Annotated in this window: 27 protein-coding genes, 1 tRNA gene and 1 pseudogene; 9 read left to right on the plus strand and 20 right to left on the minus strand. The window is 71.6% G+C overall.

Going from position 1 to position 24,206, the window contains the following annotated elements; genetic code table 11:
• Positions 1-74 precede the first annotated feature (74 nt).
• Positions 75-2,705: a phage/plasmid primase, P4 family gene (locus DSZ44_RS07755; RefSeq protein WP_110852047.1), complete on the minus strand. Its 2,631-nt coding sequence runs from the start codon at positions 2,703-2,705 to the stop codon at positions 75-77.
• Between the two features lie 15 nt (positions 2,706-2,720).
• Between DSZ44_RS07755 and DSZ44_RS07760 the strand changes: the two genes are divergently transcribed.
• On the plus strand, positions 2,721-3,221 hold the full coding sequence (locus DSZ44_RS07760) for a hypothetical protein (RefSeq protein ID WP_110852048.1): 501 nt from the start codon (positions 2,721-2,723) through the stop codon (positions 3,219-3,221).
• A 28-nt stretch (positions 3,222-3,249) separates the two neighbouring features.
• On the opposite strand, the gene DSZ44_RS07765 is transcribed toward DSZ44_RS07760, so the two are convergent.
• From DSZ44_RS07765 to DSZ44_RS07825, 14 genes are all read right to left on the minus strand, one after another.
• Entirely contained in the window at positions 3,250-4,794 is a 1,545-nt protein-coding gene (locus DSZ44_RS07765) for a DNA cytosine methyltransferase (protein ID WP_258369308.1), read from the minus strand.
• Between the two features lie 106 nt (positions 4,795-4,900).
• A complete protein-coding gene (locus DSZ44_RS07770; RefSeq protein ID WP_110852050.1) occupies positions 4,901-5,782 on the minus strand; it encodes a YfdQ family protein in 882 nt (293 codons plus the stop codon).
• The gene (locus tag DSZ44_RS07775; RefSeq protein ID WP_110852051.1) at positions 5,779-6,153 is read right to left on the minus strand and encodes a YfdP family phage-associated protein; all 375 of its coding nucleotides are present in this window, start codon (positions 6,151-6,153) and stop codon (positions 5,779-5,781) included. The genes DSZ44_RS07770 and DSZ44_RS07775 overlap by 4 nt, the downstream gene beginning before the upstream one ends.
• Positions 6,154-6,224: 71 nt before the next feature.
• Entirely contained in the window at positions 6,225-6,911 is a 687-nt protein-coding gene (locus DSZ44_RS18070; protein WP_146237500.1) for a hypothetical protein, read from the minus strand.
• Between the two features lie 31 nt (positions 6,912-6,942).
• Positions 6,943-7,803 (minus strand): hypothetical protein, encoded by an 861-nt coding sequence (locus tag DSZ44_RS07785; protein ID WP_110852053.1) that lies wholly within the window; start codon positions 7,801-7,803, stop codon positions 6,943-6,945.
• A complete protein-coding gene (locus DSZ44_RS18535; protein WP_220035132.1) occupies positions 7,800-8,279 on the minus strand; it encodes a hypothetical protein in 480 nt (159 codons plus the stop codon). Before DSZ44_RS18535 ends, DSZ44_RS07785 begins: the two co-directional genes overlap by 4 nt.
• Positions 8,276-8,626, minus strand: a complete 351-nt coding sequence (locus DSZ44_RS07795; protein WP_110852054.1) for a hypothetical protein — start codon at positions 8,624-8,626, stop codon at positions 8,276-8,278. The genes DSZ44_RS18535 and DSZ44_RS07795 overlap by 4 nt, the downstream gene beginning before the upstream one ends.
• Positions 8,623-8,898, minus strand: coding sequence for a hypothetical protein (locus DSZ44_RS07800; RefSeq protein WP_110852055.1), 276 nt, complete (start codon positions 8,896-8,898; stop codon positions 8,623-8,625). The genes DSZ44_RS07795 and DSZ44_RS07800 overlap by 4 nt, the downstream gene beginning before the upstream one ends.
• Entirely contained in the window at positions 8,895-9,245 is a 351-nt protein-coding gene (locus tag DSZ44_RS07805) for a hypothetical protein (RefSeq protein WP_110852056.1), read from the minus strand. Before DSZ44_RS07805 ends, DSZ44_RS07800 begins: the two co-directional genes overlap by 4 nt.
• Positions 9,242-9,472 (minus strand): hypothetical protein, encoded by a 231-nt coding sequence (locus DSZ44_RS07810; protein WP_110852057.1) that lies wholly within the window; start codon positions 9,470-9,472, stop codon positions 9,242-9,244. Before DSZ44_RS07810 ends, DSZ44_RS07805 begins: the two co-directional genes overlap by 4 nt.
• Complete coding sequence (locus DSZ44_RS18250; protein WP_181424569.1) at positions 9,465-9,614, minus strand: hypothetical protein; 150 nt, start codon at positions 9,612-9,614, stop codon at positions 9,465-9,467. The genes DSZ44_RS07810 and DSZ44_RS18250 overlap by 8 nt, the downstream gene beginning before the upstream one ends.
• Positions 9,614-9,904 carry a hypothetical protein gene (locus tag DSZ44_RS07815; RefSeq protein ID WP_110852058.1) on the minus strand — a complete coding sequence of 97 codons (291 nt, stop codon included), beginning with the start codon at positions 9,902-9,904 and terminating at the stop codon, positions 9,614-9,616. Before DSZ44_RS07815 ends, DSZ44_RS18250 begins: the two co-directional genes overlap by 1 nt.
• A gap of 77 nt (positions 9,905-9,981) precedes the next feature.
• Entirely contained in the window at positions 9,982-10,206 is a 225-nt protein-coding gene (locus DSZ44_RS07820) for a helix-turn-helix domain-containing protein (RefSeq protein ID WP_110852059.1), read from the minus strand.
• A 45-nt stretch (positions 10,207-10,251) separates the two neighbouring features.
• Complete coding sequence (locus DSZ44_RS07825) at positions 10,252-10,557, minus strand: helix-turn-helix domain-containing protein (RefSeq protein WP_220035133.1); 306 nt, start codon at positions 10,555-10,557, stop codon at positions 10,252-10,254.
• A 167-nt stretch (positions 10,558-10,724) separates the two neighbouring features.
• On the opposite strand from DSZ44_RS07825, the gene DSZ44_RS07830 reads away from it, so the two are divergent.
• The 3 genes and pseudogenes from DSZ44_RS07830 to DSZ44_RS07840 form a co-directional block, all read left to right on the plus strand.
• Complete coding sequence (locus tag DSZ44_RS07830; RefSeq protein WP_181424570.1) at positions 10,725-11,579, plus strand: helix-turn-helix domain-containing protein; 855 nt, start codon at positions 10,725-10,727, stop codon at positions 11,577-11,579.
• Positions 11,576-12,235 carry a DUF3800 domain-containing protein gene (locus tag DSZ44_RS07835; RefSeq protein ID WP_110852061.1) on the plus strand — a complete coding sequence of 220 codons (660 nt, stop codon included), beginning with the start codon at positions 11,576-11,578 and terminating at the stop codon, positions 12,233-12,235. Before DSZ44_RS07830 ends, DSZ44_RS07835 begins: the two co-directional genes overlap by 4 nt.
• 277 nt (positions 12,236-12,512) lie before the next feature.
• A pseudogene (locus tag DSZ44_RS07840) lies at positions 12,513-12,830 on the plus strand (ImmA/IrrE family metallo-endopeptidase); the annotation flags it as partial.
• Here the strand turns inward: DSZ44_RS07840 and DSZ44_RS07845 are convergent.
• From DSZ44_RS07845 to orn, 3 genes are all read right to left on the minus strand, one after another.
• Positions 12,827-14,020, minus strand: a complete 1,194-nt coding sequence (locus DSZ44_RS07845; protein ID WP_110852063.1) for a tyrosine-type recombinase/integrase — start codon at positions 14,018-14,020, stop codon at positions 12,827-12,829. The pseudogene DSZ44_RS07840 and the gene DSZ44_RS07845 sit on opposite strands and share 4 nt — an antisense overlap.
• A gap of 123 nt (positions 14,021-14,143) precedes the next feature.
• Positions 14,144-14,219: transfer RNA gene (locus DSZ44_RS07850), tRNA-His, on the minus strand.
• Between the two features lie 74 nt (positions 14,220-14,293).
• Positions 14,294-14,977, minus strand: coding sequence for an oligoribonuclease (gene orn, locus DSZ44_RS07855; protein ID WP_220035134.1), 684 nt, complete (start codon positions 14,975-14,977; stop codon positions 14,294-14,296).
• A 74-nt stretch (positions 14,978-15,051) separates the two neighbouring features.
• Here orn and DSZ44_RS07860 point away from each other — a divergent pair, with 74 nt between their 5' ends.
• The 4 genes from DSZ44_RS07860 to DSZ44_RS07875 all read left to right on the plus strand — a co-directional run bounded on the left by DSZ44_RS07860 (position 15,052) and on the right by DSZ44_RS07875 (position 19,675).
• Positions 15,052-15,708: a TetR/AcrR family transcriptional regulator gene (locus tag DSZ44_RS07860; RefSeq protein WP_110852188.1), complete on the plus strand. Its 657-nt coding sequence runs from the start codon at positions 15,052-15,054 to the stop codon at positions 15,706-15,708.
• A gap of 11 nt (positions 15,709-15,719) precedes the next feature.
• On the plus strand, positions 15,720-16,646 hold the full coding sequence (locus DSZ44_RS07865; protein ID WP_110852064.1) for an ABC transporter ATP-binding protein: 927 nt from the start codon (positions 15,720-15,722) through the stop codon (positions 16,644-16,646).
• Complete coding sequence (locus DSZ44_RS07870; RefSeq protein ID WP_258369310.1) at positions 16,643-18,295, plus strand: ABC transporter permease; 1,653 nt, start codon at positions 16,643-16,645, stop codon at positions 18,293-18,295. The genes DSZ44_RS07865 and DSZ44_RS07870 overlap by 4 nt, the downstream gene beginning before the upstream one ends.
• A 102-nt stretch (positions 18,296-18,397) precedes the next feature.
• Positions 18,398-19,675, plus strand: coding sequence for an APC family permease (locus DSZ44_RS07875; RefSeq protein WP_258369311.1), 1,278 nt, complete (start codon positions 18,398-18,400; stop codon positions 19,673-19,675).
• On the opposite strand, the gene DSZ44_RS07880 is transcribed toward DSZ44_RS07875, so the two are convergent.
• On the minus strand, positions 19,639-21,006 hold the full coding sequence (locus DSZ44_RS07880) for an MFS transporter (protein WP_181424571.1): 1,368 nt from the start codon (positions 21,004-21,006) through the stop codon (positions 19,639-19,641). The genes DSZ44_RS07875 and DSZ44_RS07880 overlap by 37 nt on opposite strands.
• A 138-nt stretch (positions 21,007-21,144) precedes the next feature.
• Here DSZ44_RS07880 and DSZ44_RS07885 point away from each other — a divergent pair, with 138 nt between their 5' ends.
• Complete coding sequence (locus DSZ44_RS07885) at positions 21,145-22,521, plus strand: MFS transporter (protein WP_258369313.1); 1,377 nt, start codon at positions 21,145-21,147, stop codon at positions 22,519-22,521.
• Here the strand turns inward: DSZ44_RS07885 and DSZ44_RS07890 are convergent.
• Positions 22,518-24,017 carry a SulP family inorganic anion transporter gene (locus DSZ44_RS07890; protein ID WP_181424579.1) on the minus strand — a complete coding sequence of 500 codons (1,500 nt, stop codon included), beginning with the start codon at positions 24,015-24,017 and terminating at the stop codon, positions 22,518-22,520. The genes DSZ44_RS07885 and DSZ44_RS07890 overlap by 4 nt on opposite strands.
• Positions 24,018-24,206 lie beyond the last annotated feature (189 nt).

The following is a 24,206-nucleotide window of genomic DNA, read 5'->3' on the forward strand; positions in this document are numbered from 1 at the left end:
GACCTGCGGCGATGCGAGGTGACACTTGGGTGACACTTCTCCGGGAATGACACTTAGGTGGAGGCTCATGGGGGTCACCAGCCGTACTCGGAGCCGGGTGATGACACTTCGGGTGACGGATCGTCGTCGTCGGATGACGCTTCGGTGAGGCGGATGCCGTCGTAGAAGCGGGCCTGGCTGGAGCGGCTGGAGGCGACGCTGTAGCGGGCCTTGAGCTGCTGGGTGAGTGAGCGGGCGGAGACAGGCTCGAGGCCCTCGGCGTGGCACCAGGTCTCGTAGGCCTGGCGGAGGGTGGTGGTTCGCACGTGCATGTGCTGTGCGTTCGCTGGGCCGGTCTCGCAGCGTTCCTCGACGAACTGGGCGACGGTGTCGGTCTCGTGCTGGTAGCTGGCGGTGGCGGCGGTGACGGAGGCGGGGGTGGTGATGCCGTGGGTGAAGTAGTCGGCGGCGCCGGTGAGGATCCAGGAGAGGATGCCGGGGCCTTCTTCGTTGACGAGGATTTCGCGGAGGTTCTTGACGCGCTTTTCTTCGGGGACGGTGTGGAGGAATGGAATTTGGCGGATTCGGCGCCAGAATGCTTCGCCGCCGGCGCGTACTTCTGGTTCGTGGTTGGCGTGGAGCCAGAGGGTGTGGGTGGGGACGAACGTGAAGGGGTTCTTTCCCATGAAGCGGGCGTTGATGGGGTCGCCGCCGGTGAGCTGCTTGACCTTGGCCTCGGCGAAGCGGGCGCCCTGTTCGAGTTCGCCGCCGATGGCGATGCGGACGCCTGCGAGCTGGGCGATGGTGGCGGGGTGGTCTTCGCGGGCGCGGGCGACGAGCATGTCGGCGGGGATGGAGGCGGCGTAGCCGCTGTCGCCGATGCCGGCGAGGTCTTGGACGGTCTCGAAGAGGACGCTCTTGCCGTTGGCGCCGGGGCCGAAGGCGAAGGGGAGGAGCTGTTCGAGGACGGTTCCGACGAGGGAGACGCCGAGGAGGCGCTGGACGTAGACGATGGTGTCGGGGTCGCCGGCGAAGGTGTCGGCGAGGTACTGGGTCCAGCGTGGGGTGGGCTGGTGGGGGTCGGGGGCGACGGTGGTGGTGCGGGTGTGGAGTGCGGCGGGGTCTGGTGGGTGGAGGTGGCCGGTGCGGAGGTTGACGACGCCGGCGGGGGTGTTGAGCTCGTAGGGGCGGGCGTCGAGGGCTGCGAGGTGGGTGACGGCGCGTGGGTCGCTCTGTGCGAGGGCGGTCATGGCTTCGATGCCGCGGCGGGAGAGGCTGTACTTGCGGTGCTTCTCGGCGGGCTTGTCGTCGTCGGGGAGGGTGCGGGCGATGTTGCGTGCGAGCTCGCGGACGTGGCCGGCGTCGTCCCAGGTCCAGCGGTGGCCGTGCCAGGTGAGCCACTGTCCGCGCTGGGGGATGTAGCGGATGTGGTCGTGGTGGGTGTCGATGAGGCGTAGGGCGTTGCCGTCGTCGGTCTCGGTGTAGGTGGTGGGCTGGACGACGGTGAGCTGGGGCCGCGGGGACTGTTCGGTGTGTGGGGCGAGGGCGGTGGCGCCGTCGGTGGCTGGGGTGGTGGGGAGGAGGATGCCGTCGAGGTCGTCGGTGGGCTGGGTTGGTCGTGGTCGTTCGGCGCGGCGGCCGTAGCCCTGGCGTGCGAGTTCGCGGGCGGCGGTGGGGTAGTCGCCGCCGTGCTCGAGGAGGGTGTAGGCGGCGAACTTGGAGTAGGGGCGGCCTTCTTCGAAGACGGTGGAGGTGGTGAAGACGTAGAGGTTGTCGCCGTCGTTCTGGCCGGTGGTGGCTGAGATTCCGTCGCGGGGGCTCTTGCCGGGGCGGGTCCATCCGTGGCCGGGGCCGAGGCGGTGGCCCTTGGTCCAGCCGTGGGGGGTGAGGATGTCGTCCCAGGTGGCGCGGGCGTTGTAGTCGTCGCCGGGCCGGAGGGTGTCGCCGTCGTCGGGGCGCGGGGAAGTGGTTGCGGTGCGCGCGACCGGTGCCGGGGTGTCGTCGGGGGGCATCTGGTCGAACATGGCGGCGACGGCGTGGAGGGCTTCGCGCTCGTCGAGGGTGATGGTGGGCAGGGTGTCGGGGCCGCCGATGAGGTGGGTCCAGGCCTTGCCGGTGGGGTGGGTGCGTCCGGAGCTGGGGGCGAGGACGGTGAAGCCGCCTTCGCCGCGGGTCTCGATGAGGACTTGGGGGACGCGGGCGGGGGTGAGGCGGTCGATGGTGGCGAGGCGGCGGGCGCGGACGTCGTCGTTGGGGTCGGTCTGGGCGTCGGCGCGCAGGCGTGCGATGTGCTCGTCGAACTCTTGGGGGGTGGAGGGGCGGCGGGCGAGCTTGGTGTTGCCGGGGATCTGGCCGTCGACACGGTAGAGCCAGTGGTAGCCGCCGGAAGGGGTGGTCTCGAGGTAGCCGGCGGTGACGCGTCGCCAGAGGTCGGCGAGGCCGTTGTCGGTCATGGCGGTGGCGAGTTCGGCGGCGAGGTGGGTGGCGCGGCCTTCGATCTCGAGCATCTCGATGTTGCCGGACACCACGCCGGTGATGATGCCGAAGCCGTCGTAGTCGCCGGACGCGAACCAGGTGCGGAGCTGCTGCTCGTCGGGGCGTTGCTGCTGGTACTGGGCCCAGAACGCGGCGGGGGCTTTGGAGCCATCGGTGCGGGTGGGTACGACGGAAGCGCCGGCGGCGTGCCAGGCGAGGGCGGTGTCGAGGAGAGCTGGTGGGGTGGTCATCGGTAGCCTCCGGGCATGACTGAACTGGTGACCGTCTGGATCCCTGTGGCGGCTGTGGTGATCTCGCTGGCTTCCGGAGCAGCTGCATGGGTCGCAGTGGCGTACTCGCGGGGGCAAAAGGACGCCACGGAACGGCAAGCGGACGCCGCTGAGGCGCAGGTGGAATACATGCGGCGGCAGGTCGAACTGATGGAGACGAAAGCGACGCCAGGCGCGATCGCTGTCGTCGACGTCCGCAATCGCGTGGCGCCGTGGTCGGTGTCGCACTTCCGAGGGGACACGTACAGCCTGATCAACGGCGCGACGCAGCCTGTGTACGACGTCGTCTTGGAGGCCCCGGAGAATTCAATCCACCGAGGGCCATACCGCTGGGACCGACTCGACCCTCGTGCGTCGGTCACCTTCTTTCTGGCGTTCGGCTTCGGTGGTTCCGGCAGACAGGTGACGATCCGTTGGAAGTGGGACCCGGAGGGGGCCGAAGAGTCGTGGACGACTGCCATGCCCGCGAAGGGCTGAGGGGACCTGTAGCTGCTGCCCGCGCACATCAAGCGGCCTGCCCGGTGATGGCGGAGACGACGGTGGCGATGAGGTCGCGGGCGGCGGGTGGGGTGACGGCGTTGCCGGAGAGCTTGACCTGCTCACGGCGGTTGCCGCGCATGACGTAGTCGGCGGGGAAGGCCATGGCCTGCTTGATCTCGTGGGGCTCGAGCATCCGGAAGTAGACGTCGTCGACGTTCACGGTCGGGCGCTGGGCGGTGAGCACGGACTGGTGGCCGGCGGTGGTGACGGTGCGGACGGGCTCGGTGGCCGGGGTCGTCATCTCGGCGCCGCCGCCGTTGTTCCGGTGGATGAGAGCGTGATGGTTGCCGGAGGCGGTGACGGTCGCGAGCGCCTCGGAGGCTGGTCGGGCGACGGAGCCACCGCCGCGGAGCTCGGCGAAGAACGGCGGGAACGCCAGGCCCTCGGTCTCGCGGGTCGTGCGGGTGCGTGCGACCTCGTTGGTCGGGCGGGCGTCGTCATTCCAGGTGCCGCCAGCAGGGACCATCAGCGGGTCGTAGGCGATGCCCTTGGAGACGGTGGTGTGGACGGCGCGCAGCGGGTCGCTGGCCGGCCACGCGCGGATGTATCCGTCCTCGCGGCCGTAGGCGGGGTGGCGGGGGTTGGTGGCGTCGTAGGTGTTCCCCGCCGCCTCGACGGTGAGGGGCGCCCAGTAGCGGTCGATGCCCATCTGGATGCGGCGCATCGTCTTCTCCGCGAGCGGGCGGCCGCGGTCCCCGATGCGGGTGCCGGGGAGTGACCAGTCGATGATCGAGGACGCGGGGAGCCAGCCGGGCTCGACCTGCTGGCCGCGGCAGGAGACCTTGGGGCAGCGGTAGACGTACTGGGTGCGGTACCGGCCGGTGCGGGTCCCTGGACGCTTCCACGCCTGCATGGCGTCGACGACCTCGTCACAGCTGGGGCAGTACGCGCGGGGGCGCTGCATGCGCTCGAAGTCGGGGGCCCGCTCGCCCTTGCGCCAGAACGCGATGTACACCCGGTCGCGAGACTGCGGCGCGGGGAGGCCCATCACCTGCGCGTGCATGCTGTTGAGGCTGATGATCCGGTGCTGGTAGTCCATCGAGTGCATCGCGGCGAGCCACGAGTCGAAGAGCCCGCCGCGGATGCCGTGGGCGCTCGACCAGTCGACGACCTCGACGACGTTCTCCACCAGGATCGCCCGGTACTCGTGGGCCTCAGTGAAACGCACGACGTCCCACATCGTCGCCCGCGAGCGCTCAGCGGCCTCGTCGGGCAGGACCTCACCGAAGATGTCGGGCTGGCGGTGGAGCTTGCGGCCCTTCGCGCGGGAGTGGTTCGTGCACTCGGGGCTGGCCCAGAGCAGATCGGTCGCCGGGACGTAGCGCGGGTCGGTCTGGGAGATGTCGGCCTGCAGGTGGTCGGTGTCTGGGTGGTTCGCGTTGTGGGTCTCGATGGCGAGGTCCCAGTGGTTCGCGGCGAGGCGGACGGTGACTCCGGGGACGCCGATGGCGCCGGTGGAGGAGCCGCCTGCTCCGCAGAACAGGTCGGTCATGGTGAGGTTCGCGCTCAAGGCCGCGGTCCCTTCGTCGTCGTGATCGTGGGTGGTCGGTGGGTGGTGCCCCGCCCTCGACTCGCACGAGGGGTGTGGCTGCTTCGGGGCGGACGTGCCGTGAGGTTCAGGCGGGCCAGCCGCGGAACAGCGGCGCGGTGATGCCGCCCTCGACCTCGTCGACGACGTCGTTGAACGCCTCCTCGAGGACGTCCTCAGGGCGGTCGAGGGCGTAGCCGAGGAGCAGGTGGCCGTCGTTGATGCGATACCGCAGCCGGGCGGTGACCTTGTAGCCGGCGGAGCCGTCGTAGGGCTGCAGGCCGAGGGTGAACCGCTCGGGGATGGTGAGCTGCCCCTTCTTCCCGGCCTGGGCGTTGACGGTCTCGCGGTACTCGAGGACGACCTCGCCGGAGGAGAGCCGCTGGCTGGACTCGAAGTCGACCTTCTTCGCGGCCTTGAAGGTCTGGACGACCTCGAGCATGTCGGCGGGCTTCGGATCGACGATGTCGATCTGCCGGTCCTCGATGTGCTCGGCGAACTGCGCCTGGCCGAGCATCTTGCCGTTGAGCTGCTCCCACGCCTGCCAGGAAGGGGTCTTGCGCAGCGCGAGGGTGACGCGGTGGTCGCCATGCCCGGGGTTGCCGTCGGCCTTCGGGGCGTGCCCGTTGATGACGCCGACGATCTGGCCGCGCTCGCGGTCGGCCCAGACCTCGGTGTGGACGGTGGAGTGGCGGTCGAGGTAGGCGTTGAAGGAGTCGGCGTCGCGCACGGTGACGATGCCGCGCTTGCGCGACGGGTACGGGTTGAGGGGCTCGCGGAGCTCGTCGAGGTCGACGACGTTGGTGGTGCCACCGAGCGGGGTCGTGATGGCGTAGAACCGGTTCTCGTCCGGCTCACCGATGGGCTGCGGGGTGGTGGCGGCCTGCGCGAGCTCGGCGACGACGTCGCCCTCGACCCGCTCGTCGGTGCTGCCGAGGGCGCGGTCGCGGTTGTCGGTCGTGGTGGTCATGCGTGCTGCTCCTTCGGGTGGGCCTCGGTGTCGGTGAGGCGGGGGGCTGGGACCTCGCGGAGGGAGTCGAACGGCAGGGCCGCGGGGTCGTCCTTGGTGAGGTTGTGGTGCTTGTCGGCGTGGAAGATCGACTTGCGGCGGTCGTGCTGCGGGAGGGAGAGCTTCACGGCGTCGGAGACGATGAGGGCGTCGCCCTCGGCGCGGTCGAACGGGGCGACCGTGATCTGGAGCGTGAGGGTGCCCTTCTTGCCGGTGTCGACGACGGCGCTGACGAGGTCGCGGAGGTTCTGGGAGAGCTCGTCGTGGGTGCGGCCGGACTGCTGTTCGCGGAGCCAGTCGGCGAAGGGGCGGATGACGGGGTCGTCGATCATGGGGTGGTGCTCCTTCCGGGGTGGTGGGGGCGGTGCCGCGGGGAAGTCGGCACCGCCCCCGGGAAACGGGGTCAGGCGGCGTTGCGGATGGCCTGGACGACGGAGAGGTCCAGGCCGGTGGCGGCGGCGATCTGGTCGTCGCCGAGGCCGACGGCGATGAGCTGCTGCGCCTGGGCGGCCGGGTTTGCCGCCGGGGGCGCGGCGGCCGCCGGCGGGGCGGCCGGTGCCGGGGTGGCGGGCTGCTGGGCCGGTGCCGCGGGGGCAGCGGCCGGCGGCGGCGTGGTCGCGGTCGGCTGGTCGGCCATGAGGGCGGCGTTCCCGGCCGGCGTGTACCGGATCTGCCAGAACTTCCGGGACCGCTTGTCCATCGGGTCCTCGCGGTGCGTGAACTCGACGTGCAGCTGGCCGCCGACCTCGAGGCCGGGGGCGCCGGCCTCGCGGATGGCGCCGCGGACGGCCTCCTTGAGGTAGCGGCCCTCGATGTAAAAGGTCCGCTTCCCGTCGTCCTCGGCGTTGTCGCGCTCGTTGGTCTGGACGGTGACGAGGATCCCCATGATGGGGTCGCCCGACGGGTAGAACTTCGGGGAGCCGGCCCCGGGGTTGTTCTTGTCGTAGTCGCGCTCCTGGCGGGCCTGCGGCGGTTCGGTGATGGTGCCGACGCGGGGCTGGCCGGGGTTGGGCTGGTCGAACTTCCAGGCGGGGTTGCCGGCGCCGCCGCCCATGAGGATCGCGTTGGCGTCGTAGGTCGTCTGAGACATCTCGGGTGCTTCTTTCTGGTGTGGTGCCGCGTCAGGCGGCGGGGGTGGCCCCGGCCGCGGGCGCGGTCGGGGAGATGAGGAGTCCGGCGAGGTCGTCGCCGGGGGGTCGGTGGCCGGGCTTGGGGATGCCGGCGCCGTCGGGGAAGCGCGAGCAGTCATGGCAGCCGGGGTCGCGCGGCAGGGCGGTGATCCACGCATCCCGCGCCTCGACGGAGATGGACGCGAGGGCGGTGAGGTTGGTGTGGAGCCGGTTCGCGCGCTCGAGCGCGGCCTCGGCGCGGGCCCGGTCGTGGGGGGCGGTCCACCAGATCGCGTCGTTGAGGGAGACGGCGTTGCGGGGCAGGTAGGCGATGGCGACGTGGTCGACGCGGATGCCGGCGTCGTTCCAGCCCTTGGCGTAGAGGTCGGCCTGTGTGCGGTAGACGGGGGAGGGGCCGCGCTTGGCGGCGCGGAGGGTGGTGACGCCGACGAGCTTCCAGTCGACGGTCATGCCGACGTGCAGGTCGAGGAGGTCGGTGGAGCCCCAGATCTCTTCGCCGCCGATGTGGCCGACCATGACGGGTTGCTCGGCGAGGTACCGGCGGCCGGTGGTGTGGACGGCGTTGCGGTCGTTCTCGGAGCGGATGAACAGCTCCTCGAGCTGGGCGTGCATGGCGGTCCCGACGTAGGGGAGCCAGGGGACGCCGTCGTCGGTGCGGGTCCAGCCGGCGAGCTTGGCGGCGAGGCAGTGGTCGCAGGGGGTGCCGAGCTCGCTCGGGCCGATGCGCTTCTGCAGGGAGCGGGGCTGGTTGACGATCTCGTGCTCGATCGTCTGCCGGAGCTCGCGCAGCGCGGCGGCCGGGTCGCCGCCGACGTAGGGGGCGTGGATCGGGGGCAGCGTCGCGGCGGTCATCGGTGCTCGCCTCCGTTCATGGCGAGGCGGTCGATCTCGGCGGCGATGAGGGCGCCGGCCTTGACGAGCTCGCGGACGCGGTCGTTCGGCGTCGGCTTCCAGTAGTGCCACGGCCACGGCCATACGGGCGCGACCCGGGTGCGGACCGGGCCCTCGGGGGCCGCGTAGCGCACCGCGGCGCGAGCGAGCACGCCGTCGGGGTGCTCGGCGTCATGCTCGGGCGTCCAGCCCTCCTCTTCGACCTGACGGCGACGCTCGGCTGCGATGAGAGCTGCGCCGTCGGTCGTCGGGGTTGCCTCGAGCGCGGTGCGCGCGAGGGCCTCGAGGTCGCGGGCGTACAGGGCGTTCCCGTCGACCTCGTCGATGCGGCCGTCGCCCCACGCGCTGATGAACTCGCGGACGCGCTCGGCGGCCTCGGTCGGGTCAGGCACCTCGTAGTCGTCGGGGTCGATGCCGCGGGGCTGGTCGGTGGTCACTGGACCTTCACCACCGGTGCGCCCTCGACCATGAACGGCTCGAGGTTGACCTCGGCGATGTGCTTGCGCACCGCGGTCGTGTTGATGGCGGGCCGGTACAGCTCGGGCCGCTGGGTGACGGGGAACGCGGCCTCGATGGCCTTCGCGTCGAGCCGGCGGGGCCGGGTGACCGTGACCTTGTAGTCCCCGACCGAGCCGCCGCCGGGGAGGAGCTCGACGAGGAGTGCCTTGATCTGGTCCTGGCGGTCCTTGATGTGGTCGGCCTGCTCGGCGAGCTGGGTGTACTCGTCGGCGAGGATCTTGGCGCGCACGTCGGGCGCGAGGGTGGGGTCGTCGGTGGTGGTCATGCTGCTGTCGTCTCCTTGGTCGGGGTGGGCGCTTCGATGAGGGCCATACGTAGGGCGGTGCGGCCGGCGTCCCCGGTGACGAGGAGGCGGGCGGTCACCTCGGGTCGGGCGCCGTGGGTGACGCCCCACAGCACGTTCCCGATGGCGGTGAGCTGTTCGGCGGCGAGGGTGGCGCGAAGGTCCGCGAGGGCCTGGGCCTTGAGGTCGTCGAGGGACGTGTGGTGCACGTCGGTGATGGGCCAAGTGGCCTCGAGCTCGTAGGTGACGCTCATCGGACGGCCCTGGGGAACATGCCGCGGGTGCGTGCCCGCTGACGTGCGAGCCGGATCGCGGACGGCAGGTTGTTCCTGCGGCGGCCTTCGTTGAGCTGGTCGTCGGCGTCGAGGGTGTCGAGGGTGAGGCGGACTTCTGTGTGCTCGGCGAACCCGGCGCAGTCGCAGTGCTGGCATTCGGTGTCGGGGCCGGTGTGGTCATCGAGGGGGTGGTCGCAGTAGCAGGGCTCGATCTCGCGGTCCTCGGGCTCGGGCGCCACGTAGGTGCGGGGGCGCCGGTCGAGCTGGGAGACGAACGCGGCCACGTTGTTGTGGTGGGCGGTGACGGCGGGGTCGGTGGCGGTCATCGGTCGTTTTCCTTGGTGAAGGTCATGACGAGTGCGAGGCGTGCCACGAGTCCGATACCGGTCCCGGCGATGACGGCGGGCCAGATGGTGCCGTCGGCAGTGCAGATGCCGACCGTGCAGAGAGCAACGGCGACGGCGAGGGTGATGAGGCGGCCGAGCATGGGGGCCTCGGGGGCGGGGCGGCCGTAGAGGCTGTCAGGTGCGTGCCCGAACTCGGTGTCAGCCACGACGGGCCTCCTCGGTGGTGTCGCGAGAGCGGGCGGGGAGGAGCTCGGCGAGGACGTCGGGGTCGATGTCGTCGAGGCCGGACAGGGCGCGGGGGTCGCCGTCACCGCGGTCGAGGTCGCGGATCGCGTGGAGGAGGCCCATCACGCACCACCCGTCGTGCTGCCGGCGCTGGCGGATGCGGCGGCCCACGCGGCGAGGACCTCACCGGTGAGGTCGGGGCGGCCCTGTTCGTACAGCCAGGCGGCATCGGCGAGCGTGAACTGCATGAGCGCCGGGATGTGGGGGTGGTCGGCGCTCTCGACGATGGCACGGAGTGCACTGTCGGCGACGCGCCGCAGCGGGTCATCGCTCGGGACGGGCACGGGACGGGACGCGCGGGGCGCGGCCGGATCGAAGCTGTGTGGCGTCGGCGACGTCTGTGTCGGGTTCATGGGAGGCTTCTCCTTGTCTGGTGGCCCGTCGCTCGGCTGTGGTGGTTGTGGCGAGCGGGCCACTGGTCTGTCTCGGGTCAGGCGGGGCGGCGTCCGCGCCGGCGCCTGTCAGTGGCGAGGCGGTCCCCGCCGGTCTGCTGCTTCTTCCACTGCTCGATGTCGGCGCGGGAGAACCGGCGGTAGCGGCCCGCCTTCCACGAAGGGATACGTCCCTCGCGTGCTGCCTGCTCGACCCACGACTTCGGGACACGGAGCAGAAGCGCGACCTCGCCGCTGAGGAGCACGTCGTCGTTGGTAGCCATGTCAGGCGATCCCCTGGCGAAACCACCCGCGCAGTGCGTCGGACATCAGACAGCCTCCGTCCATGCGCGAGGCACGTAGTCGGTCGTGATGGATCCCGACGGGAGCCCGTAGGCGCCGGCGATGAGGTCGAGCATCTGCTGCGATGCGCCCCTGTGACCGTTCTCGATGGCAGAGATGCCTCCGCGGGTCGGGGGCTTGACCTCAGGAGGCAGTTCCTCCGAGATGCGATCGATCAGCTGATCGATCGTGAGCCCGGCGACCGCGCGAAGGGCCGCAAGTGGGACATGGGGCGGTGTCACGCGCCGCCGTGCGGTTTCGTACTTCGATTGAAGCATCGATGCTGTGGTCATGCTTCGAAGATAGGGCAAACCCAAGTGCAACGCAAGGACGGTTGGGGGCAAACTTGCTCCGACCTGCAGAACCACAGCGCTGTAGTCCAAGGACGGCACTGCTCACGCTGGTGTCGTTTGCCTCGGAGCGCTTGGGTTTGCCAAAGATGTCGGGCAGGCTTTGGTGCATGTCATCCGACCTCAAGCGCTTCGCGCGGATCGTCCTCGACCGGCGCAACACTCTCGGCCTCTCGCAGGTCGACGTGTGGCGCGCCGGCGGGCCATCGAACAGCACCCTCACAAAGATCGAGGGTGGCCTTCCGCCTGAGCCTTCGAACGCCACACTTAGGAAACTCGACGTCGGCCTACAGTGGACGCCTGGCTCTGCACGGTCAGCCCTGTCGGGCGGGGACCCCACGCCCCTGATACAGGAGCCGCGGCCGTTCCGCGAGACGCCCCGACTGCCCGCCGACGAGGTGCAGGTTGATTACGCGGCGAGATGGCTGCACGAGCGCATGGCCGAACTGAGTCGATCCAGCCAGACCATGGACGACGCTCGAGCCATCGCGACTGAGATGTTGGAGCTCCAGACTGAGACTGAGTTGTTCGTGAAAGCGATCGAGCGAGCGATCGAACTCGAGACGCCTCGCGAAGACGTGGAGCAGGCGATCGTGGGCGCGATGGCGCTCTACATGGGAAGCGGCGCCTACGGCGCGCTGTCTCGCACTGACTCCTCTGCGGCGATGCGCATCATCAACCGCCTCGGGGAACTGCGGTCGGTCAACGACCAGCGTCCAAACTCGCCGAGTGCGTTCGCAGTGCTCACAGGCCGAATCAATCGAAAAGAAGGTGAGTCCGGTGGCAACACCGCCCCCAGAACCGAGGCCGGCGGTGCCGGCAACGATGTCCACACCCTGAGCCGGCACGATCAAGTGGCAACCCTTGACCTGTCACGGGTTGCACGCCCCGGCACTCCCGGGAACATGCCCGACACCATCACCGGTGAGGAGTCCCAGGACTCGGGGAACGACGACCCTGCATGACCGGTCGCGACATCTTTGTCTACGCAGACGAGACGGGGAACCTCGACTACGGCGGAGCAGGCAAACAGGGCGCCAGCCCGTACTTCGGCTTCGGGACCGCCATCTTCGACGGCGACCACAGCGTGGAGATGTGGGACGGCCACGTCCTGCGGACCAGCCTCGCTGGTCGTGGTCACGACATGGCCAACGGGTTCCACGCGAAGGACGACCTGTGGGAGGTCCGCAATGGCATGTTCGCGCTCCTTCGCACGCAGGAGCCTCGGATCGACACGACCTTCCTGTTGAAGGCGAACGCCTACCCCAACGTGAAGGCCGCCGGCGAGATGCGGCTGTACAAGATGGCCTGGTACCTCCACCTCAAGTACATCTGCCAGAACGTCACCACGACCGACGATCGCCTCTACGTGATCGTCGGCTCGATGGGCACTAAGAAGCGCAAGGTCGCGGCTCAGGAGGCCGTCGCCGACGTGTGCAACCAGATGCATCGCGACATCACCCTCTGTATCTGGCCCGCGGCCACAACCTGGGGCCTGCAGGTCGCCGACTACGCGCTATGGGCCGTTCACCGGCGACTCGTGGGAGGCAAGCTCACAAACTACGAGGAGGATGTGGAGCCGCTGGTGAAGTCGATCTTCCGACCATGGGGCACGGCATAAAAATGGCCGGCTATCCACAAGGGGAAGAGATCACTCTGACCTCTTGTCGCCGGCAAGTCCAGCATGTCACAACTGGGCACCACTTGTCATGGCTTGGCGCCACTTGTCGCGACACGGCGCTGCCCAGCCTGGCTTAGCGCTGCTCAGCGTTGCATGTCGGACCTCACGTCTACGGTTGCCGATCATGTGGCATCCCTGGCGTCGGCTCCGTGCCCTCACGCACGTCGACCTGCATTAGCGCCCTCTTGACGGGCTCCTCGGCGCCACCAACGGCCGGGACCTCATCGTCATGGACCCGCGCCAGTCCCAGGTTCAGCGGCGTTGCACGATCGCCCACGAGGTCGCCCACATCGAGCTCGGCCACACCGGCGGGTGCACCCCGTTCGAGGAGGAAGCGGCACGCCGGCACGCGGCACGCCGGCTCATCGCCATGCCGGACCTCCTCGACGTCCTGTGCTGGACGGAGGAACTCGAGGAGGCCGCGGACGAGCTGTGGGTAGACCTCGACACGCTCAAGGCGCGCCTCGACGCGCTGACGGCGGGGGAGCGCGCCGCGCTGTGCGACCTCTACGAGCGATTGGACCGCGGGGCCTAGGCCTCGAGCTCGGGCAGGGCCCCGACCATCGACAGGGCAGCGGCGCGCGCGGCGCCCGCGTGCGCGTCCGGGGCGAGGTGCCCGTAGATGTCGCTGGTGGTCTTGATGGACTCGTGCCCCAGGCGGCGCTGCACGACCGTGAGCGGGATCCCGGCCCTGATGAGGTTCGAGGCGTGCGAGTGGCGCAGCGAGTGCAGGTCTGGGCGCTTCGTGATGCCCGACGCCTCCACGGCCCGCTGCCACACCCGGGGGCGGAACGCCTGCTCCCACACTCTGCCGCCGCCCTGTGCGGTGAATGCGAACTCCACCGGTCGGCGCCCGGCCAGATGGTCGCGCAGGAGGTCTACGAGGGGGCCCTCGATGGAGATGGTGCGTAACGCGCGCCTCGACTTCGGGGCGCCCAGGTAGTCGCCCTGCTCACCGCGCTTCCACGCCTGCCGCACGTGCACCAGGCCTTGGTCGCCATCGAGTTCGATGGACCCGACGAGGAGCGCGGTGGCCTCACCCCACCGCATGCCGGTGCCGTACAGGGTGGCGACGAGCGGCCGGTAGTGGTGGGGGATGTGGGCGTAGATGGCGGTGAACTCGTCCGGGAGGAGGAACACGCGGCCACGGTCGGCGTGGTCGGAGGGGACGCGGATGCCGCGGGCCACGTTCCCGGGCACGTGCCCGTCCTCGACGGCCGAGGCGAGCACGGCGGACAGGAGGGAGTGGGCGTTGCGGATCGACTTGGGGGAGTAGGTCACCGCGGCCGGCTCGGCGTGGCCTGCGCGGGAGGCGCGCACGCGGGCGCGGCGGGACCGGTCGGTCTCCTGGCCGCGCTGCCAGGTGATCCACTCGGTGACGTGGTCACGGGTGAGGGCGTCGAGGGGGTAGTCGCCCAGGCGGGGCAGCCAGGTGCGGGCGGCCTCGCGGCGGTACCCGGCGACGGTGCCGGGAGTGGCGTGGGCGGCGACCCGGCCAAGGTGGGTGTCCAGCTGCGTGGCGAGCGTGGGCGCGGTGGTGGTGCGGGAGCGGGCCTCGAGGATGGCGTACCCGGCGGCGGGGCCGTGGCGGTCGAGGATGTCTATGGCGTCCTGCGCTGCGGCGGCGGTGCCGTAGGTGAGGGGCTTCTGGCGGCCGTCTAGGCGGAAGACGACGCGGTAGGACGTCGATCCGTCGCGGTTGGTGCGGGTCTGTAGTGATGCCATCGGGGCTCCTCCTGGGTGCTCCTGACGGTCCTATCAGGCCCCTCAGACATCCCCGGTGTTACCCGGTGGTGTTACCTGAAAGAGAAGGACCGGCGGTTTCCCTTGGGATTCCGCCGGTCCTACTGGGGTGAGTGACGGGACTTGAACCCGCGACATCCGCGACCACAACGCGGCGCTCTACCAGCTGAGCTACACCCACCATGCACGCCTCAGCGAGGCGCAGCAGTCACCCACTGTAGCCGCTGGACCCCGGCGGTGTGGAATCCGGGTGGCTCAGGGGGCGGTGATGCGTGTCTCACCAGACCGCTCGGCCGCCTTCGCGGCCAGCGTCGCGACCTCGGCCGCGGTCGGGCTCGACGTCACCGCCTCGGCGGCAGCCTTGACCGTGGGCGTGTCCGGGCCCTCGCCCTGGGGCCACAGGACGGCGCGGTAGTAGCGCAGCTCGTCGATGCTCTCGAGGATGTCCGCCAGCGCCCGGTGACCACCGTGCTTCTGGGGGGAGTGGAAGTAGGCACGGGGGTACCAGCGGCGAGCCAGCTCCTTGATCGAGGACACGTCGATGATGCGGTAGTGCAGGTGCTCGACGAGCTGGGGCATGTCGCGCTCGAGGAAGGTGCGGTCGGTGCCCACCGAGTTGCCCGCCAGCGGTGCCTTGCGCGGCTCGGGCACCCAGCGGCGCACGTAGGCGAGGACCTGCTCCTGGGCGTCGGCCATCGTCAGCCCGGCGTCGAGCTCCTCGAGCAGACCGGAGGTCGTGTGCATCTCGCGCACGACGTCGCCCATCTGCTCCACGGCGCCGGCGGGCGGCGCGACGACGAGGTCGATCCCCGCGTCCACCGGCCGCAGCTCGGAGTCGGTGACGACGACGGCGACCTCGATGAGCGCGTCACGGCTGAGGTCCAGCCCGGTCATCTCGCAGTCGATCCAGACGATCGGGTCCTTGATGGTTGCAGGCACCGTCCCACTCTAGGTGGACGTCTGCGAAAGCCACCCCTTGACCCGCATTGAACGAGCGTTTAATCATGCTGAACATGAGTTCAACGCCCGGCGAGGAGCTCACCGCCCGCTCCCGGATCCTCCGTGCCGCCGTCCGCCGGTTCGCCGCGGACGGCATGGCGGCGCCACTGCGCGCGGTCGCCGCGGACGCCGGTGTGAGCGCGGGCCTGATCATCCACCACTTCGGCTCGCGCGACGGGCTGCGGGAGGCGTGCGACGCCCACGTCCTGGCGGTGGCCCGCGAGAACAAGGCCCCGGTGCTCGGCGGTGGCGGCGGAGCGGCGGCGATGCTCACGCAGCTGGCGCAGGTCGAGGGGTATGCGCCGGTGGTCGGTTACGTGCTGCGCCGGCTGCAGGCGGGCGGCCCACTGGCCACCCAGCTCGTCGACGGCTTCGTCGGCGACGCCGTCGAGTACCTCCGGCAGGGGGAGGCGGCCGGCGTCGTGCGGCCCAGCAGGTATCCCGAGGCCCGTGCGCGGGTCCTCACCGAGCAGGCGCTCGGCGCCCTGCTCCTCCAGCTGCCCGCCCAGCAGGAGCACCTCGACCTCGACGAGCTGCCCGCCTGGCTGCGCGCCTACTCCGAGCGCATCGTCGGCCCGCTCCTCGAGGTCTACACCGAGCCGTTGCTCACCGACCGGTCCCTGCTCGACTCCTACGTCGAGAGCCGCACCGGCCACACACCCGAACCCTGACAGGAGACACGATGTCGGACACCGCCATCCTCGCGCGGGACCTCGTCAAGACCTTCGGTCCCACCCGCGCCCTCGACGGCTTCTCGCTCCACGTCCCGGCGGGGCAGGTCACCGGCTTCCTCGGCCCCAACGGGTCGGGCAAGTCGACGACCATCCGCGTCCTGCTCGGCATGCTCCGCGCGGACTCGGGCACCGCGCAGGTCCTCGGCCGGGACCCGTGGAGCGACGCCGTCGCCGTCCACCGGCGCCTCGCCTACGTCCCGGGCGACACGAGCCTGTGGCCGAACCTCACGGGCGGCGAGGCGATCGACGTCCTCACCCGGCACGAGACGGGCACCGCCCACCGCCACCGGCGCGCCGAGCTGCTCGAGCGCTTCGAGCTCGACCCCACCAAGCGGACGCGCACCTACTCCAAGGGCAACCGTCAGAAGGTCGCGCTCGTCGCGGCACTGTCCCGCGACGCCGAGCTCTACCTGCTCGACGAGCCGACCTCCGGCCTGGACCCCCTCATGGAGGCCGTCTTCACCGAGGAGGTCCGACGCCTGCGGGACCGGGGGCGCACCGTGCTCCTCTCCAGCCACATCCTCGCCGAGGTCGAGAAGCTCTGCGACACCGTGACGATCATCCGCGCGGGCCGCGACGTCGAGAGCGGCACCCTGGCCGAGCTGCGCCACCTCACCCGCTCCACCGTCACGGCCACGACGACGGCGGACCTCGACCGCGTCCGGCGGGCACCGGGGGTGCACGACCTCGCCGTCGACGGCGGCCGGCTCCGCTTCGACGTCGACGACACCGCCGTCCCGCAGCTGCTCCCCGTGCTCGCTGAGCTCGGCGTGCACAACCTCACCATCACCCCGCCCTCGCTCGAGGACCAGTTCCTGCGCCACTACGGCGACGAGCCCGAGCACCAGACCACAGGGCGGAGGGCCGCACGATGACGACGACGAGCACCGCCCCGGCCACCACCGCGCACGCGAGGGCCGACGGCGGTGAGCTCCTCACCGGCACGGGCCGGCTGCTGCGCCTGTTCCTGCGGGTCTCGCGCCGGCAGATCGTCATCTGGGCGCTCGCCTTCGCCGCCCTCGTCGCCGGCTCGGTGGCCACGCTCGAGGACACCTACCCGGACGCGCAGGCGCTGCAGGCCCGCGCCGCCCTCATGGACAGCCCCGCCGCCGTGATGATGACCGGGCCCGCGTTCGCGCTGGACGACTACACCTTCGGCGCGATGCTCGCCAACGAGCTCTCGCTGTGGGTGTTCCTGCCGGCCGCGATCATGAGCGTGCTCCTCGTCGTGCGTCACACCCGCGGCGAGGAGGAGTCCGGCCGCCTGGAGATGCTGCGCTCACTGCCCGTGGGCCGCTTCGCACCGGCGCTGGCCGCCGTGCTCACCGTCACGGTCGCCAACCTCGCCGTGGGTGCCGCCGTCACGGGCGCGCTCGTGGGGACCGGGATGGCCGTGGCGGACTCCGTGGCGTTCGGCGTCGCTACGGCACTCACCGGGCTCCTCTTCGGCGCGGTCGCCGCGGTCACGGCGCAGCTCACCGAGCACGCCCGGGCCGCCTCCGGCATGGCGCTGGGGACGGTGGCCGTCGCGTTCCTCCTCCGCGGGATCGGCGACGTCATCGAGCCGCAGGGCTCCTGGCTGTCGTGGCTCTCGCCCTTCGCGTGGGCGCAGCAGACCCGCCTCTACGTCGACCTGCGCTGGTGGCCGTTGGCGGTGTCGGCCCTCGTGACCGTCGTGCTGCTCGGCCTCGCGGTCTCCCTCGCGCGGCAGCGCGACCTCGGCGCCGGGCTACGGCCCGCCCGGCCGGGCCCGGGCGCCGCGTCCCGGTCGCTGCTCGCACCCACCGGCCTCGTCCGGCGCCTTGTGTCCGGCACCTTCGTCGGCTGGGCCGTAGCCCTGTTCCTCTTCGCGCTCGCGTTCGGGACGCTCGCGAGCTCCCTCGAGGGCATGGTCGCCGACACCCCCGCGGTGGGGGAGTGGATCGACCTCGACCTCAGCGACCTCACCCGCTCCTTCGCGGCGGTCATGCTCGGGTTCCTCGCCGTCGGGCCCGCCGCGCTCGTCGTCTCCGGGGTCCTGCAGCTGCGCGCGGAGGAGCGGGCGGGCCGGGTGGAGGGACTGCTCGTCTCGGGCAGCTCGCGCACCGCCCTCCTCGTCCGGTGGGTCACCGTCGTCCTCGTTGCGACCCTCCTCGTCCAGGTGCTCATCGGGCTCGGCGTGGGAGCCGGCGTCGCACTGGCCACCGGTGAGACCGGCTGGGTCGGTGAGCTCGTCCTCGCCGCCCTCGCCCACCTGCCCGCGGTCCTGCTCGTCGGCGCGCTCGCGGTGGCGCTGTACGGCCTCGTCCCGCGGGCGGCCGGCCTCGCGTGGGCGCTGGTGGTGTGGGCGGCGGTCGTCGCCGTCCTCGGGGACCTCCTCGGGCTGCCGGGCTGGGCCCGCGACGTCTCACCGCTCGCCCACACCCCCGCGGTGCCCGACGCGGACCCCGCCGTCGCCCCGCTGCTCGTCATGTCCGGGCTGGCCGTCCTGCTCCTGCTCGCCGGCCTGCTCGGGCTGCGCCGCCGGGACGTCGGGAGCGCCTGACGCCGCCCCCGGCGCAGGTGCGCGTTCACCGTCCGGACACCCGGTGGACCTACCGTGGGCGGCCGGGCCGCGCACCGCGCCCGGCTGGAGGAGGAGACGGCCGTGAACAGCGCAGGTGAGGACCGCCTGGCCCGACGGCTGGGCACGGGGGACGCCGTCGTCATCGGGCTGTCCTCGATGGTCGGTGCCGGGGTCTTCGCGGCCTTCGCGCCGGCGGCGGCCGCGGCCGGCTCCGGGCTCCTCCTCGGGCTCGCGGTCGCCGGGCTCGTCGCCTGGTGCAACGCGACGGCCTCCGCCCAGCTCGCCGCGCAGTACCCCACGTCCGGGGGCACCTACGTCTACGGCCGCGAGCGGCTCGGACCGTGGCCCGGCTTCCTCGCCGGCTGGTCCTTCGTCATCGGCAAGACCGCGAGCTGCGCCGCCATGGCGCTGACCTTCGCCGCCTACGCGGCCCCGCCGGGGTGGGAACGACCGTTCGCGGCGCTCGCGGTCCTGGCCCTCGCCGCCGTCAACTACGCCGGCGTCACCCGGACCGCCGCGCTCGCCCGCGCGGTCGTCGCCGTCGTCGTCGTGGTGCTTCTCCTCGCCGTGGGCGTCGGGGCGGGCACGGCGGGCGGCGGCGGGCAGCAGCTCGTGCCGGGCGACCTGTCCTGGTCGGGTGTCCTGCAGTCGGCGGGCCTCCTCTTCTTCGCCTTCGCCGGCTACGCGCGAGTCGCGACGCTGGGGGAGGAGGTGCGCGACCCGGAGCGGGCGATCCCCCGGGCGATCCTCGCGGCGCTGGGCCTGGCGCTCGTGCTCTACGCGCTCGTGGCCGGCATGCTCCTGCTCGCCCTGGGCCCGGAGCGGCTGGCGGCCTCCACGGCGCCGGTGGCCGAGGCCGTCGCCGGGACCTGGCTCGCGCCGCTCGCGCGCGTCGCGGCGGCGCTCGCGGCGCTCGGCGCGCTGCTCGCCCTCCTCGCCGGGATCGGCCGGACGAGCCTGGCCATGGCCCGGAACGGGGACCTGCCCCGGTGGCTCTCCGCTGTGCACCCGCGCTTCCGGGTGCCGCACCGCGCCGAGGTGGTGCTCGCCGTCGTCGTGGCCGTCCTCGTGCTGCTCGTCGACCTGCGGGAGGCGATCGGCTTCTCCTCCTTCGGGGTGCTGCTCTACTACACCGTGGCCAACGCGGCGGCCCTCACCCAGCCCCCGGAACGGCGGCGGTTCCCGCGGGCGCTGCAGGTCCTGGGCGTGGCGGGCTGCCTCGCGCTCGTCGCGACCCTGCCGGTGACGGCGGTGGTGGGCGGCGCCGTCGTCCTCGTCGCCGGGGCCGCCTACCGCGCCGTCGTGCAGCGGTCCCGGCCCGGTCAGGAAGGACGCGGACGGCGGGTGACCCGCCGGTAGGCGCGGTCCCACCAGTGCTCCGTCTGCGGGACGACCACACGCTCCCCGCGGGCCATCCGCTCGAGGATGTCCGCCCGCACCCCGAGGAGCGTGAGGAGGAGCGCGAGCGTGGACACGACGGCGATGAACCCGATGGAGGCCACCGCCCACCGGTAGTCGAGCAGGCTGGGGTCGGCGCCACCGGAACGCAGGTCCAGGACGCGTCCGACGACGATCGCCGCGATCATCGCTCCCGCGAACCCGCCGGCGTTGACCAGGCCCGTCGCCGTCGAGATCCGCACCGGGGCGTTGTAGTCGCGGGCGATGTGGAAGCCGATCTGGGACCCCGGGCCGCCGACCGCGAGCATGACGAAGGCGATGGTGACGACGCCGTGGGGCGGCTGGCCGCCCGGCCACAGGACGAGCAGGGCGATGGCGCAGATCCCCAGGACGGCGACGACGACCGCCATGGGGGAGCGCCACGTCGGCCGTCGTCCGGCGAGCGGACCGACGACGAAGCTCATCGCGAGCGTGCCGAGGACGAAGATCGACAGCTGGGAGGCGGCGGCGGCGTCGGAGTACCCGAGCCCTGCGGTGAGGTAGGGGTAGCCCCACACCAGGGAGACGACGACGCCGGGCGCCATCGTGGCCTGGTGGGTCCAGAAGCCCAGTCGTGTCTCGCGCCGTGCCCACGCCTCGCGCACCTCTGCGACGGCCCGCCGGGGCACGGTCGGGACGTCCGTGGCGGCAACCGTGCGGTACGGGGCGGCGACGGCGGGCCGGAGCAGGAGCAGCGCGTAGACGAGCGAGGCACCGGCGGTGATGGCGAAGGTGCGCGTCCACCCGAGCCAGCCGAGTGCGGCCACGAGCGGGACGGTGGCGGCGAGGTTGCCGGCCATGCCGATGAGCCCGGTGAGCATCGTGAGCACGGCGTAGCGGTGGTGGGGGAACCACATGGCGGCCAGCCGCAGGACGGCGATGAAGACGGCGGCGTCGCCGATGCCGAGCAGCCCGCGGGCCGCGAGCGCGAGGGGGTAGGTGGTGGCGAGCGCGAAGCCCAGCTGCGCCGTCCCGAGCACCAGCGTGGCGACGAACAGGACCCGGCGCGGACCGAACCGGTCGATCGCGAGTCCGGCGGGCACCTGCATGACGGCGTACAGGCCGAGCTGGACCATGACGAACGAGCCGAGCTGGGTGGCCGTGATGCCGAGACGGTCCACCGCGTCCGGGCCGGCGACGCCGAGGGAGGCGCGGTGGAGGAGGGCGAGGAAGTAGACCCCGCCGCCGGTCAGCCACACGGCCCACGCCGAGCGGCGGGCGCGGTCACCGAAGCGGGACAGGGGCGTGGTCACGATGGACCATGATCCCACTCGGCCGTGACGGTCGTAGCATCGGAGCACACCAGCAGATGAGAGGCGGTCACCCTGAGCCCGGCGGACGACGGCACCACTCCCGACCCGCGGCGCTGGCGCATCCTCGCGGTGCTGCTCGTGGCGATCTTCATGTCGCTCGTGGGCGTGAGCATCATCAACGTCGTCCTGCCCTCGATCCAGCGTGGGCTCGGGGCCTCGGACTCCGAGCTCCAGTGGGTGCTCACCGGGTACGCGCTCACGTTCGGCGTCGTCCTCGTCGCGGCCGGCCGGGCGGGGGACATCCTCGGTCGGGGCCCGCTGTTCATCGCCGGCGTCGCCCTGTTCACGCTGTCCTCGGTCGCCGGCGGCCTCGCCCCCGACCCGCTGAGCCTCAACATCGCCAGGGTGGTCCAGGGGCTGGCCTCGGGCCTGCTCAACCCCCAGGCCGTCGGGATGATCCAGCAGTACTTCCGCGGTCCTGAGCGGGGGCGGGCCTACGGCGCGCTCGGCAGCGTCATCGGGGTGTCCGTCGCGATCGGCCCCGTCATCGGCGGGCTCATCGTCCAGCTCGCCGGGGAGGCGCAGGGCTGGCGGTGGACCTTCCTCGTCAACGTGCCCGTCGGCGTCGTCGCCATCGTCCTGGCGCTGCGCTGGCTGCCCCGGCCGCTGTGGACCCCGCGCGGCCCCGGCTCCCGCTCGGTGGTCCGCGACCTCGACCCGGTGGGGGCCGTGCTCCTCGGCCTCGCGGTGCTCGCGCTGCTCCTGCCCTTCGTCGAGCGCAGCATGGGACCGGCGGGCTGGCTCGTGCTGCCCGGCGGCGTCGTGCTGCTCGCGCTGTGGGCGTGGTGGGAGCGGCGCTACCGGGACGGCGGGCACGCACCGATGGTCGACCTCGCCCTGTTCCGGGTCCGCAGCTTCACCACCGGCACGCTCATCGCCGGCCTGTACTTCATGGGCGTGACGAGCGTGTGGGTGCTCGTGGCGCTCTACGTCCAGGACGGCCTGGGCCGCAGCGCCCTCGAGGCGGGGCTCATCGGGATGCCGGCCGCCGTCCTGTCCGCGTTCACGGCGAACTGGTCCGGCAGACGGGTGACCCGCCTCGGTCGGACCATCGTCGTCGCCGGGATCTGCAGCGCGATCGTCGGCCTGGGGCTGAGCATCGCCCTCGTCCAGCTCGTCGACGCCGGCCACGCGAGCGTGTGGTGGATGCTCCTCACGCTCGCGTTCATCGGCGGCGCCCAGGGGCTGGTCATCACCCCGAACCAGACGATCACGCTGGGGGAGGTGCCCCTCGAGTACGCGGGCAGCGCCGGCGGCGTGCTCCAGACCGGCCAGCGCATCGGTACCGCGATGGGGCTGGGCATCATCACCGCCGTCGCCTTCGCGGTGCTCGACGGCTCGGGCTGGCCGCTCGCCGTCACCGCCGGGTTCGGGACGACGGCGGCACTGCTGCTCGTCACCCTCGTGGTCGCCGTCCTCGACGTCCGGAGGGGGACGGCGACCGACGCGTCCTAGGACTCCCCGGCGAGGTGCCCGGCGAGGCGCGCGTGACGCTCGGCGCTGGCCTCGTTGAGCCCGGTGATGGTGACGTTCTTGCCCTTGGCGGCGTACTTCGTCGTGATCGCGTCGAGCGTCGCGACGGTCGACGCGTCCCAGATGTGCGACTGGGACATGTCGATGACGACGTTCGTGGGGTCGCCGGTGTAGTCGAACTGGTAGACGAGGTCGTTGGACGAGGCCCACAGCAGCTCACCCACGACGGCGTACACGCGGGTGTCCTCGTCCGGGTGGGCCACCTCGACGACCTCGGTGAAGTGCGCGACCCGGTTGACGAACATGACGGCCGCGACGACGACGCCGGTGAGGACCCCGTAGGCGAGGTTGTGGGTCACGACCGTGACGAGGACGGTCGAGAGCATGACGGTCGTCTCGCTCTTGGGCATGCGGCGCAGCGTGGCGGGCTGCACGGAGTGCCAGTCGAAGGTGGCGACCGAGACCATGACCATGACCGCCACGAGGGCCGCCATGGGGATCTGGGCGATGACGTCGCCGAAGCCGACGACGAGGATGAGCAGGAAGAGGCCGGCGAGGAAGGTCGAGATCCGCGTGCGGGCACGGGAGGCCTTGACGTTGATCATCGTCTGGCCGATCATCGCGCAGCCACCCATGCCGCCGAAGAAGCCGGTGATGACGTTCGCGGCGCCCTGGCCCCAGGCCTCACGGGTCTTGTTGGAGTGGGTGTCGGTGACGTCGTCGACGAGCTTGGCGGTCATGAGCGACTCCAGCAGGCCGACCAGCGCCATCGCCACGGCGAAGGGACCGATGATCTGCAGCGTCTCCAGGGTGAGCGGGACGTCCGGGAGGAACAGCGAGGGCAGGGAGTCGGGCAGCTCGCCCTGGTCGCCGACGTTCGGGACGTTGACGGCGAAGGCCACCGTCACCGCGGTGAGCACGACGATCGCCACGAGCGGGGCGGGGACAACGGTGGTGAGCCGGGGCAGGAGGACCATGACGGCGATGCCCACCGCGACCATGGCGTACACCGCCCACGGCACGTCGGTGAGGTAGGGCAGCTGGGCGGTGAAGATGAGGATGGCCAGCGCGTTGACGAAGCCGACCATGACGCTGCGCGGGATGAACCGCATGAGCCGCGCGACGCCGAGCACCCCGAGGAGCACCTGGATGACACCGGCGAGGATGACGGTGGCGATGAGGTAGTCCATCCCGTACTCGCGCACGACCGGTGCGATGACGAGCGCGATCGCACCGGTCGCCGCGGAGATCATGGCCGGACGGCCACCGAGGAAGGCGATGGAGACGGCCATCGTGAAGGAGGCGAAGAGGCCCACGCGGGGGTCCACGCCGGCGATGATCGAGAAGGAGATGGCCTCCGGGATGAGCGCCAGCGCCACGACCAGGCCGGCCAGGACCTCGGTCCGCAGCCGCCGGGGGTCGCGCAGGGCGCCGAGCACGGAGGTGACGTCCTGGGTGCGGACCATCCGGCGTTCCATCGGGCCGCGGTCGGGTCGGCGCATGCCGGCGAAGGGTGAGGTCACGAGGTCTCCCGTGGTCGAAGGCGCGCACGCCCGGTGGTCAGGGTCGGGTGGCGCGCCGTCGGGCCAGGTCGGTGAGCGGCGAGGGGCAGGACGGTCGTCCGTGCCCGCACGCGCTGTGCTCCGTGGACAACCCTAACGTAACGT

Origin of the sequence: Georgenia satyanarayanai (assembly GCF_900116375.1) — a bacterium.
GTDB classification, from domain to species: Bacteria; Actinomycetota; Actinomycetes; order Actinomycetales; family Actinomycetaceae; genus Oceanitalea; species Oceanitalea nanhaiensis.